Source organism: Phyllobacterium brassicacearum, assembly GCF_003010955.1.
Taxonomy (GTDB): Bacteria; Pseudomonadota; Alphaproteobacteria; order Rhizobiales; family Rhizobiaceae; genus Phyllobacterium; species Phyllobacterium brassicacearum.
In genome coordinates, this window is the sequence record NZ_PGGO01000036.1 from 18,782 (window position 1) to 29,974 (window position 11,193).

The 11,193-nt window shown below is 57.4% G+C and carries 7 protein-coding genes and 2 pseudogenes; 4 read left to right on the top strand and 5 right to left on the bottom strand.

Features of this window, described 5'->3' with window-relative positions:
• Positions 1 to 76 precede the first annotated feature (76 nt).
• Positions 77 to 1,106: pseudogene (locus tag CU102_RS26835) on the top strand (IS110 family RNA-guided transposase).
• Between the two features lie 488 nt (positions 1,107 to 1,594).
• Here CU102_RS26835 and CU102_RS26845 read toward each other — a convergent pair.
• The 4 genes from CU102_RS26845 to CU102_RS26860 all read right to left on the bottom strand — a co-directional run bounded on the left by CU102_RS26845 (position 1,595) and on the right by CU102_RS26860 (position 6,827).
• Positions 1,595 to 2,395, bottom strand: a complete 801-nt coding sequence (locus CU102_RS26845; protein WP_106714131.1) for an inositol monophosphatase family protein — start codon at positions 2,393 to 2,395, stop codon at positions 1,595 to 1,597.
• A gap of 28 nt (positions 2,396 to 2,423) precedes the next feature.
• Entirely contained in the window at positions 2,424 to 3,485 is a 1,062-nt protein-coding gene (locus CU102_RS26850) for an ABC transporter ATP-binding protein (RefSeq protein ID WP_106714123.1), read from the bottom strand.
• Positions 3,482 to 5,710 (bottom strand): ABC transporter permease, encoded by a 2,229-nt coding sequence (locus CU102_RS26855; RefSeq protein WP_106714124.1) that lies wholly within the window; start codon positions 5,708 to 5,710, stop codon positions 3,482 to 3,484. Before CU102_RS26855 ends, CU102_RS26850 begins: the two co-directional genes overlap by 4 nt.
• An 88-nt stretch (positions 5,711 to 5,798) precedes the next feature.
• Positions 5,799 to 6,827: an ABC transporter substrate-binding protein gene (locus tag CU102_RS26860; protein WP_106714125.1), complete on the bottom strand. Its 1,029-nt coding sequence runs from the start codon at positions 6,825 to 6,827 to the stop codon at positions 5,799 to 5,801.
• A gap of 189 nt (positions 6,828 to 7,016) precedes the next feature.
• Between CU102_RS26860 and CU102_RS26865 the strand changes: the two genes are divergently transcribed.
• Positions 7,017 to 8,030 carry a LacI family DNA-binding transcriptional regulator gene (locus CU102_RS26865; RefSeq protein WP_106714126.1) on the top strand — a complete coding sequence of 338 codons (1,014 nt, stop codon included), beginning with the start codon at positions 7,017 to 7,019 and terminating at the stop codon, positions 8,028 to 8,030.
• 231 nt (positions 8,031 to 8,261) lie between these two features.
• The gene (locus tag CU102_RS26870) at positions 8,262 to 9,197 is read left to right on the top strand and encodes a YdcF family protein (protein ID WP_245425589.1); all 936 of its coding nucleotides are present in this window, start codon (positions 8,262 to 8,264) and stop codon (positions 9,195 to 9,197) included.
• A gap of 559 nt (positions 9,198 to 9,756) precedes the next feature.
• Here CU102_RS26870 and CU102_RS26880 read toward each other — a convergent pair.
• Positions 9,757 to 9,951 (bottom strand): annotated as a pseudogene (locus CU102_RS26880) (inorganic phosphate transporter); the annotation flags it as partial.
• 77 nt (positions 9,952 to 10,028) lie between these two features.
• Here CU102_RS26880 and CU102_RS26885 point away from each other — a divergent pair.
• Positions 10,029 to 11,012 (top strand): IS5 family transposase, encoded by a 984-nt coding sequence (locus CU102_RS26885; protein ID WP_106714129.1) that lies wholly within the window; start codon positions 10,029 to 10,031, stop codon positions 11,010 to 11,012.
• Positions 11,013 to 11,193: the final 181 nt, after the last annotated feature.

Here is an 11,193-nt window from a genome sequence, read left to right on the forward strand (position 1 = left end):
TGCCGCCCTCCCCTGACGGCATCGCAATGTGCCAATGTTGTGGTGCGTTAACCCACAAAGCGGAGAAGGCGGCAAAATGAACGATACGATGATTGGTGTGGACCTGGCAAAGAGTGTTTTTGTGCTCCACGGAGCGTCGATGCTTGGCGAGGTGAAGTTCCGCAAAAAGCTGTCCCGGTCCCAGTTTCTGAAGTTTATAGCGGATCAAGCACCTGCGGTCGTGGTGATGGAAGCCTGCGGCAGCGCGCACTACTGGGCTCGACAGGTCGTGGAGTTCGGCCATGAGGTGAAACTGATTGCACCACAATATGTCCGGCCGTTCGTGAAGCGGCAGAAAAACGATGCGGCCGACGCCGAGGCGATCGTGATCGCGGCGCAGCGGCCGGAGATGCGCTTTGTGGAACCCAGGTCGCAATGGCAGCAAGCCAGGGCGGTGCTGTTCCGGGCCCGTGAACGTCTCGTCCGTCAGCGCACCGAACTTGTGAATGCCCTGCGGGCAGTGCTCTACGAATACGGTCACACAATCCCGCAGGGCATTGTCCACCTCAAGCGCATCGAGGTCGCTTCTCGACGAGCCAGATAGCGACCTGCCCGGGCTGGTCCACGAGGAATGCCGGGATCTTCTGGCGCAAATCGGCGAGAAGACCGTGCGGATCCAGGCCAAAACGGGGAGGATCAAGGAAGTGGCGGCCGAAACCGATACGACACGACGGTTGCAGACGATGCCGGGAGTTGGCCCGATCGTCGCGCTTGCGGTCGAGGCCTTCGCCCCGGCGATGGCAAGCTTCAAGCGTGGCCGCGATTTCGCTGCCTGGCTTGGGCTCGTTCCACAACAGCATTCCTCGGGCGGCAAGGAGCGGCTCGGGCGCGTCTCGAAGGCCGGCCAGGCCGACATCCGCCAGTTGCTGATCATCGGGGCAATGTCGCGGTTGAGCTGGCTCGGGCGCAAGTCCATCGCTGCGGGATCGTGGCTGGACCGGATGCTGGCGAGAAAACCGAAGATGCTGGTCGCAATCGCCCTGGCCAATAAGATGGCGCGGGCAATCTGGGCCATGTTGACGAAGGGAGAAGATTACAGCGATCCGGCACTGATTGCGGCGGCATGATGGTCGCACAATCACCGGTAAAGCAGTGTGAGAAGGCAATGACCTGAATGGGCAAAATGATCGAACAGATCTGGATCGGGAAAACCAGCTAATGGCAAAGAGCCTTTGTGCTCGCAGACGAGATTTGGACCTGATCCGCAGATCACCATACCGGCCCGCGGCGCCAGACAGGCCGCTTCCATGAGGCCTGACACAAGACCGCGCTCGATCACTGTTCATAAAGGTTCAAAAACTTCTTGCATCCCGGGCGGCAACCACACAAGCCATTATGCAATTTTCGGAGCACATACCGAGAACATCAGGCTGTTTAGCACTCAAAGTGGCGCCGACCGATGGGGACAAATGTTCGTTTGAAATTGCCGGTAAGGGCTGATTCTGATTTGTGCTTAAACTTCCACAAAGCGCGCGACATGGGGCCGACTTGGAATCGCTGGGAGAAAATGACGGTCGTTGCCCCCCTTCTGCAAACGAGATGCTTCAAAAGAAATCTAGAGCCCCGCGATTGTCCGTAGGTCGTCCACGGCACCGCCCGCAGCTGCCAGCACGGGCGAACCTTTTGTCAGCCCATCGCCTTTGACCGGGAATGGAAGGTGCCAACCACCGGCTTCCTTTACGAGGCAATAGCCCGCCATGCAGTCCCACGCATGCATATAAGGTTCATAATAGCCGACAAGACGGCCAGCGGCGACATAGGCAAGCATTAGCGCGCCCGAGCCATTGCGAATGAAGTTACCACCGGCATCGAGCAGTTTTTCGATGATCGACGCTACTGTAGCCGGTGCCACGTGATTGTTGGCACCGATGCCGGTTACGGCGTTGCGAATCGTCCGGCTTGCATCGAGCTTCAGGGATTTGCCATTCAATGTAGCACCCATGCCATCAGCAGCCGCGTAGAGCTCGTCATTGCATGGCACGTAGATGACACCAATGGCTATTTCCTCAGTGCGCAAGGCAGCAATGGAAATGCACCATGTCGGCATGCCATTGACGAATGGACTGGTGCCGTCGATCGGATCGATGACCCAGGTGTAATCGGATGTACCCGTACTTACACCGTACTCTTCGCCAAGGATCGCATCACCCGGGAAAGCTGCCGCAATCCGGGTCCGGATGAGATCTTCCACTTCGCGGTCGGCAATAGAAACGACATCGTGGGGATCTGCCTTGGTTTCGATAACCAGCCTTTCGCGTGCGTTGAAATGCGCAAGGGCTACGGCTCCCGCCTCCATCGCCATCTTCTGTGCCAGGGCAAAACGATCCTGAAGATCAGCGGTGACATGGGATGTCATGTTCTTTCCTTCGGTATAAATGCAGATTTCAACTGTTGATGATTGCGATGCCGCGATGGTGAAAGCCGATGCTGACATTGGTGGCCGGCGCAAGGTTTCGGTCGATGGCCGGGTCTACGACGAACAGCGTGCCCGCCTCGGTCTCGACTTCGTATTCCACATGATCACCGAGATAGGCGGCATGCCTGATACTGCCGGGAAACGCCCCGCTCTCGGCCGCCTCGAGCGTGATGGCGTTGGGTCTGACGGCGATCCTGGCCGGTCCCGGGCGAGCGCTCCGGCCCGGCACAGAATGTTCCAGCTTGCCGACACGAATGATCGCCTGCCCGCCATCACTGCGCAGGACCTCGCAAGGCACGACATTGGCTTCGCCGATGAAGTCGGCGATGAACGAGGAGGCTGGCGCTTCATAAAGCTCGCGCGGCGAACCTTGCTGGGCGATCAGGCCATCCTGCATCACGACAATCTTGTCCGAGACTGCAAGTGCCTCTTCCTGGTCATGGGTGACATAGACTGCAGTGAAACCGAGACGCTGCTGCAGTTCACGGATTTCCGTGCGCACGCGGCGGCGCAGGCGTGCATCGAGATTGGAGAGGGGTTCATCCAGTAGGAGCACCTGCGGCTCGAGCACCAGAGCTCTGGCAACGGCAACGCGCTGCTGCTGCCCGCCTGACAGTTCAGCGGGCAGTCTTTGCCCATAACCGGCAAGACCGACCTGCTTCAGCCCCTCCTCCGCCCGCTCTCGCGCTTCATTCTTTTTGATTTTCGATGACTCAAGTCCATAAGCGACGTTCTCCAACACTGACATGTGCGGAAACAGCGCGTAGGACTGGAACACCATCGAGACATCGCGTTCATTGGCGGGAAGCATGGTTACATCTTTACCACCTATGAGAATGCGTCCCGAGGTCGGGTGCTCCAGCCCGGCGAGCATACGCAGCGTTGTCGTCTTGCCACAACCTGACGGGCCCAGCAGCGTTACAAGCGTGCCAGGTTCGATATCCAGAGTCAGATCGTGAATAGCTGTGAACGTGCCGAACTGCTTTTTGACATTGGCGAACACAACAGAGCCGGTGCGATGGGTGGTCATGATACGGCCTTCTCTTGAGGTGCGGCAGACGGAATAAAGGCAGTTGCAACGCGGTTCTCGCGGCGCAACTTCCGTTCGCCCACCAGCAGTTGGAAACAAGTGATGATAACGATCATGACGACAATCAGCATCGAAGAGTACGCTACAGCGACGCCGTATTCGCCATTCTCGACAAGGCCGACAATATAGGAGGTCGCCATATTATACTCGGCGCTGACCAGGAATATGACAGCGCTGATCGATGTGATAGCGCGGACGAACGAATAGACCAGCGCAGCAACGATCGCCGGACGGAGCAAGGGCAGGATGACCTTGCGGATTGTCCGGAAGCTCGTCGCCCGCAAGGTCAGCGATGCTTCATCCAGGCTTTTATCGAGCTGGCTCATCGCCGCCACGCCGCCGCGCACGCCGACCGGCATGTTGCGGAAGACGAAGCAGGCGATCAAGATCAGCGCTGTGCCGGTCATCTCCAGCGGCGGCAGGTTGAAAGCCATGATGTAGCTGATGCCAATGACGGTACCGGGTATGGCAAAGCTCATCATCAGAGCGAACTCGAAGACATTGCGGCCGACGAAGCGTTGACGAACGATCAGATAGGCCGTGAGCAATCCAACGGCTGCTGTCAGCGGTGCCGAAATCAGCGCGATCTTGATAGTCGTCCAGAAGGAATTCCACGCAACGCCCGTCCAGGCAACCACGCCATTTTCGAAGTTCAAGGAAAATGCGCGCTGATAATGTTCGAAGGTGAGCGTATTATCGAGACCCCATGTCCGGACAAAGCCGCCGAAGAAGATCATGCCGTAGATGACCAGCGTGAACAGGATCCACGGAATGACGATAGCGTGGACGCCGACGGAAAGGGATCGCGGCAAGGCAATATGCGCGCCGGAATCGCCCTTGCCGGTAACGGTTGCAAAGCTCTTGCCTGCTAGCCAGATCCGCTGCGCAAGGAAGGCCGAGAGCGTGAAGAACAAAAGGATGATCGCCAATACTGCGGCACGCGACGGATCGTTTTGCGAGCCGACAACAGCAAAGAAGATTTCGGTCGAAAGCACTCCATGGCTACCACCGAGGACCAGCGGGTTACCGAAATCCGCCATGCTCTCGATGAAGCCAATCAGAAAGGCATTGGCGAGGCCGGGTTTCATTAAGGGCAACGATATTTTCCAGAACGTACGCCAGCGATCCGCGCGCAACGTCTGCGATGCTTCCTCCATCGATGGGCTGACACCCTCGACGACACCGATGAGCACGAGAAACGAGATAGGCGTGAAAGACAGAACCTGTGCAATCCAGATGCCGGTAAGGCCGTAGAGCCAGCGGCCCGGCTCGATCCCGAAGAGATTGGAAAGCTGATGGGTCACGACACCGGCGCGGCCGAAGAGAAGGATAAGCGCGAGGCCGATGACGAAGGGAGGCGTGATGATCGGCAGGATCGTCAGTAATCGCAGGCCCTTCTTGAAAGGAAAGCGGGTACGGGTGGCAACCAGAGCGAAGCAGAGCCCAAGCAGTGTGGAGCCGAACGCCGAAAGGATAGCCAGCAGCAGGGTGCGCCAGGCAACGCCACAGCGATTGCCACCGACGAGACAGTCCAGGCTCCAGATCGACGGATCCTGAATGTTGCGGACAAATCCGGAGGGATCGAACGAGCCGTCAAAGCTCTGGAAGGCACCGATGAACATACTGCCCACAGGGTAGAACACAAAAATACTGACAAGGAAGACGAGCAGCGCGATTGAAGCGACCACAAAGGCATCGCCCCGGAGCACGCCGCGCTCGGCGAGGCCGAAGGAAAACATCAAAACGAACGAAAGCGCCACGAGCCCAGCACCTGCTCCCATCGACGGCTGCCCATCGGTAAGCGGCCCGAACAGCGCTTCAGTGATCGTCCAGGTCCAACCGGCAACCCCGACAGCGAGTCCCTGCAAGACAAGGAAGACGATTCCGGTCGCGCCTGCCACGGCCAATAGATTTGAACGTAGCGGCGAGATTTTGAAGGCTCGCGCAAACAGGCCGGCAATTAAGATCAGTGCGATGATCGCAAGCGTCCAGCGGCCGTGCGCGAATATCTGCACTAGGCCAGGCGCTTCGCTGAAGCCTTTAGGAAAATCGCCGAGCCAATCGAGGTTGAAGAAGCCACTCTCGATTCTGTACCAAGGCGCAAGGACAAACCCAGCGAACCCGATGCCGAGAGCAATATTCAATCTCCGGTCGCCACGCTCCATAACGCCACCCGCCTTCGTCAAAGAATGTTACTTGCGCTGCCGATATGTCCGGAACGATCCGGACATATCACGTCAGTCATCAACAGGATCAGTTGGCGCTTGCACCAATCTCCTTGTCCCAGCGATCAAGCAGTTCCTTGCGCTTGGCGGGGTCGCCATAGGTCTTGAAATCATAGTCAATGAGCTTGATGTCTTCGAACCTCGGCGCTTCAGGCGGAATGGTGGCGGACTTGTTCGATGGCAGTTGGAACGACTTTGCCTCCTTCATATGCGATTGCACTTCGGCGGACAGCGCCCAGTCATACCATTTCTTGGCCGCATCAAGATTGCGCGCACCCTTGATGATCGACATGGAACCGATTTCGTAGCCAGTGCCTTCGCAAGGTGCGACGGCCTTGACCGGGAAGCCTTCGGCAATCTGCGCGACTGCATCGTGCATGAAGACGATGCCAAGCGCCGTTTCACCGCGCGCCGCAGCCTTGACCGGTGCCGAACCTGATTTTGTATATTGCGATACATTCGCGTTCAGTTGTTTCAAATAGTCGAACGCCTTGTCCTCACCCATGATTTGCACAAGGGAAGCCAGGGCGGTGTAGGCTGTGCCGGAAGAATTCGGGTTGGCGATCTGGATTTCGCCCTTGAAGGATGGATCGACGAGGTCGGCCCAGCACTTGGCCTCCTTCAGACCCTTCGTCTTGACGATCTCGGTGTTATAGCCCCAGCCGAGCGCCCCCGCGTAAACACCAACTGTCTTGTACCCTGCACTCTCGGCTTGCTTCTTCGCCCAATCCTGCAACTGATCAAGCATGGGCGATTTATATTCCTGGGTCAGCCCTTCGGAAGCGGCCTGCAAATGCGGATCGCCAGTCCCAGCCCACCAGATATCGGTCTTCGGATTGCGTGCCTCGGCACGAATCTTCGCATAGGTCTCGCCCGACGACAGGCGCACCATATTGACCTGAATACCTGTTTCCTTTTCGAACATACCCTCCATCAGTTCACAGATGACGACATCTGCCGAACAGATGAGATTGAGATTTTCCGCAGCGCGCACTTCGGTTGGCGTCATCTGAAGACCCAAGGCAAAAGCGGCAGCGATTGCGAACACAGAACGCATGATTTCCTCCCTGAAAAAGCGGCACCTCCATGCCGCACGCCTTTTTGCAAGCGTGTGCAAAAGTTTCACACGCTGTATCTTCTTGTCAAGCCGACTATTACATTCCTTCAATAAAATTAGGCATCTGATGGTTGCAGTAGAACGCAAGCGCGTGCAAGATGCCGTGAACTGAACCATGGACTCAAGCTATTGAACAAATCATTCGTCAGCGCCGATGACGTGGCAAAGCGGGCGGGCGTTTCGCGCTCGGCCGTGTCTCGCACATTCACGCCGGGCGCCAGCGTGTCGGAGGAAACACGCCAGCGCGTGATGGAGGCCGCTGACGCCCTTGGCTATCACGTCAACCAGCTGGCACGCGGCTTGATGCGCAGCGAAAGCGGTATCGTCTGCCTGGTCGTGTCTGAGATGGATACGCCCTACCGCGCTCGCCTGGTGCGTGCCCTTACCCACGAATTGCAGACGGCCGGCAAGATTGCCATGCTCATCAACACCGATCGTTCAGACGGCAGTGTGGACGGAGCCCTGCGACAAACCCTGCACTACCGCGCCGACGCGTCAATCCTGCTGTCTGGGCTTCCAGATAAGGCGATCACCAGACTTTGTCTCAACAGTGGCCAGCGCATCGTGTTGATCAACCGCGATGATGATATCGAGGGCCCGTTCCGCATCAATCTCGATGATGGCCAAGCGGCACGAGTGGCCGTGAGCGCTTTCCTGCGCGCAGGCTGCCGGCGTCTCGCGTTCGCGAACTCTGACGTCGGAACACCAAGTCTAATGGCGCGCGAACGCGGTTTCATCGCCGCGGCTGCGGAATTCGGCCTCGAAGTGATGGTCGTACGTCACGGCAACACCGTCTACGAAAGCGGCCGCAAGATCGCGCAGACATTGTTCACCGAACCCAAGCGACCGGACGCTGTCTTCTGTGTTAACGATCTGATGGCATTGGGGTTGATGGACGGCGCAAAGCACGATTTTGGGCTGCACATTCCGGAAGATCTCTGTGTCGTCGGCTTCGACGATATCGAGCAGTCCGCATGGACGTCTTATTCCTTGACGACGTTCTCACAGCCAGTGGATGAAATCGTAAAGAGCAGTGTCGCCTGGCTCCAAAGCGAAGCGACCACTGGTGGGGTGCGATCCGTAAGTCTGCACGCACCGCTGATCTGGAGAAAAACAATCCGGCACAAATCGGTTGGTGCTTGACGACATTCTCTGGGAAACAGGATCTATTGGTATCTATCATGCTACAGGGGAATTCATATGTCGGGTTATAGTGTTTCGAGCCGATCCAAACTCAGAGTGCAGATAATTGCTGTCGCAAAAGCAATCGTTGCTCCAATATTTGCCGGCTTAATTTTGCTCGCTACATCGCCACAATCATTCGCGTTCGATCAAACGAATGCGGAGAGGATCAAAACCCTTGTCGATACCGGCATGCAGTACTACTGGTCTGGCGGCGACGTCAAAAAGGCCGAAGCCGAGATTTTCAAGGGTATCACGCTGCATGGCCGCTATGACGTAGTCGAGCAATCCTTCGCTGAGGCTTCGAAGCTTGCACCAGAACGGCTGGACTTCCGCTTTGCTGTCGCTTCGTCACAGATCCTGCAGAAGAATGTCGATGGTGCGCGTTCGACCTATGAAGATATTCTGGTCAAAGACCCTGCTTCATTCGACGCGCAGGCATGGCTTGAGGCGCTTGCGCGCATCGGCAATGATGAAACGAGCACTTCCCTTGCTCATCAGGGATTGTCCGCACTCGACCGTGACCGGGCCGAAGCCTATCGGCAGCGTTTTGTGCGCGCCGAGCAGATCCTGGCCGAAAAACCAAACACCGACATTCCAACTGTGCCTGGCAAGGTAATGATTGTTGCCCTCGGCTATGCGTTGATGAAGGACGGCACGGCCGACAAGCCGTTGCTCGATCGGCTGGACGTCGCACTCAAGGCGGCACAGGCACATCCAACCGCACGAATTATGGTTACCGGGGGGCAGCCGCAGGCCGGTCTCACAGAAGGTGATGTGATGATGAAATGGCTGGTCGAACGTGGAATTGACCGCGACCGTATCCTCATTGAGGACAAGTCAAAGGACACGGTAGGCAATGTGCTGAACGTCGCCAACCTACTTAAGCGCCATACAGCGGATAGCGTCATTCTCGTGACAAGCTCCAGCCACATGCGGCGAGCACGGACGCTGCTCGAGGACGCCCTGAAACAATATGACATTTCCGCAAATGTCTTTCCTGTGGTGGCGCTGGATGCCCCTTCGATCGACGACGCCGCAAAGGTTTCGCCTGATGAGCGCCTGGTGATCTACCGCGACCTGATGCGCATATCGGGCCTCTGGGCTTATCCAGGGTTGCAGCAATAACGCAACCGAACAATCAGGGGCAATCCAGCTCGAGGCCGAAGCGGCGGCAAAGGTTCTCCCAGACATGCTCGGCAACAAGTAATAGAGCATCGAAATGACCCTCCGCAGGACCAACAAGCTTATTGGGATACGGAGAAGGCACGCAAATCGTAGGTACTGGCCGGTTCTATTCCTTACAATCTGCGCTCCCTTGAGCCTCGGAAAGGTTATCAACTCGTCTTGCTGAGCTAACAATAAAAGTCTTTAAAGGTCTTCCCTTTCAAGCCTCGGCTGTGCGCGATATACCAATGTCCTGATATGTTGGCCGCGCCGTTGAGAATTTCAAAACCAAGGGTCAATGAATGCACGCCAAAGACAGCGCCAAAAAGACGGTGGAGCCAAGGAAATCCATAATTGCGAACTTGGGCTTATTCTATGTCAGGATAGAACGGAGTCGCGTCGAAACGGACCTGATTGGCCCATTCAAGACCCGTGGTGAAGCAGAAGCGGCAAAAAATAGACACAATAAACGCAAGGAGCGCTGAGCGATGCCGCGCTCTGCGCAGGCATCGCATCCGTGTCACGGACCAAGCCCAGCTACAATGTAGAACAGCCCCGCAATCAGCGCGGCGGCAGGCATGGTTATCAGCCAGGCAACGACTATGTTACCGGCCAAGCCCCAACGCACCGCCGAGACACGCCGCGCTGATCCAACGCCGATGATCGCGCCTGTAATCGTGTGGGTTGTCGATACCGGAATGCCGAGCCATGTGGCTTTGGTGCATGAATAATTTCTGAACGGTTCGGCGATAGGCAAACAGGATCGCAATCAATCAGCTTGATCCGGGTGCCATGCCGTACAAACACAACGCCGATCGTCGTCATCACATCGCAAAGATGAAATTCAGGGTGACGAATTGGCCGGAGTACGAGGAAGGCCTGCGTCGGCGTGGCAGTCTTACACTGTGGATGACGCCGGAAGCGTTGGCCGGATGGCGTGCACCACGGCGAAAAACGCGAGGTGGTCAACCCCGGTATTCCGATCTTGCCATCGAAACGGCCCTGACCCTGGGCTGTGTGTTCGGAATGCGGTTACGCCAGACCGAAGGGCTGATGAATTCGGTGTTCGATCTGATGGGACTTGATATACCCGTCCCCGATCATACAACTCTGAGCCGCCGGGCACAGAAATGGACGCCACCTGCCCGACGAGACCCGCCCCTGCCGGATGGCCCGCTGCACGTGCTGGTCGACAGCACGGGGTTAAAGGTGTACGGCGCCGGGCAGTGGCTTGAGGAGAAACATGGCGCCAGATCACGCCGCAACTGGCGCAAATTCCATCTGGCAGTGGATGCCAATAGTTGCGAGATCATTGCCCAAAGGCTGACCGACCAGGACACGGATGATCCTTCCCAGGTGGAACCGTTGCTCAGCCAGATCGACGGCGGGATCGACCAGTTCACAGCCGACGGAGCCTATGATGGCAAGCCAACTTATCTGTCTGTTCTGCAGCACAGTGCCACGGCGAGCGTCGTTATTCCACCGCGTTCGACGGCGGTGGAAAGCGGTTCCGCCGGGCCACCCGGCCAAAGGGACAAGCACATAGCGGCGATCGCAAAAGACGGTCGGCTGCAATGGCAGGCGGCCACCGGCTACGGTAAGCGTGCGCTGATCGAAACCGCCATCGGGCGATACAAGGCTTCAATCGGACGCCGCCTGCGGGCCCGATCCTTTCCGGCTCAACAGACAGAGGTCGCCATCGGTTGCGCCGTTCTCAACCGCATGCTGGCATACGGACGCCCGGAGTCCGTCCGTCACCATGACAAACAGGCATAACAGGCGGCATCAAAGATCGAACTGCGTCGAACTTCGGCTCGGTGCACCAACGCCGCTCGCATGTAAATCAAACGGGTTCATCCGGTAGCCTGCCGCTCCGACCGATACGGCAACTCTCGCCAGCGCGTTTCCCGCGCAGCTTTCTGATCAGGCCTCCCTGGGTTCAAACTCCGTGCCGTCT

Coding starts and splice junctions, on each gene's coding strand:
- CU102_RS26870 (WP_245425589.1), top strand. CDS start 8,262: ATGCAGTACTACTGGTCTGGCGGCGACGTCAAAAAGGCCGAAGCCGAG.
- CU102_RS26845 (WP_106714131.1), bottom strand. CDS start 2,395: ATGACATCCCATGTCACCGCTGATCTTCAGGATCGTTTTGCCCTGGCA.
- CU102_RS26860 (WP_106714125.1), bottom strand. CDS start 6,827: ATGCGTTCTGTGTTCGCAATCGCTGCCGCTTTTGCCTTGGGTCTTCAG.
- CU102_RS26855 (WP_106714124.1), bottom strand. CDS start 5,710: ATGGAGCGTGGCGACCGGAGATTGAATATTGCTCTCGGCATCGGGTTC.
- CU102_RS26885 (WP_106714129.1), top strand. CDS start 10,029: ATGCCGTACAAACACAACGCCGATCGTCGTCATCACATCGCAAAGATG.
- CU102_RS26850 (WP_106714123.1), bottom strand. CDS start 3,485: ATGACCACCCATCGCACCGGCTCTGTTGTGTTCGCCAATGTCAAAAAG.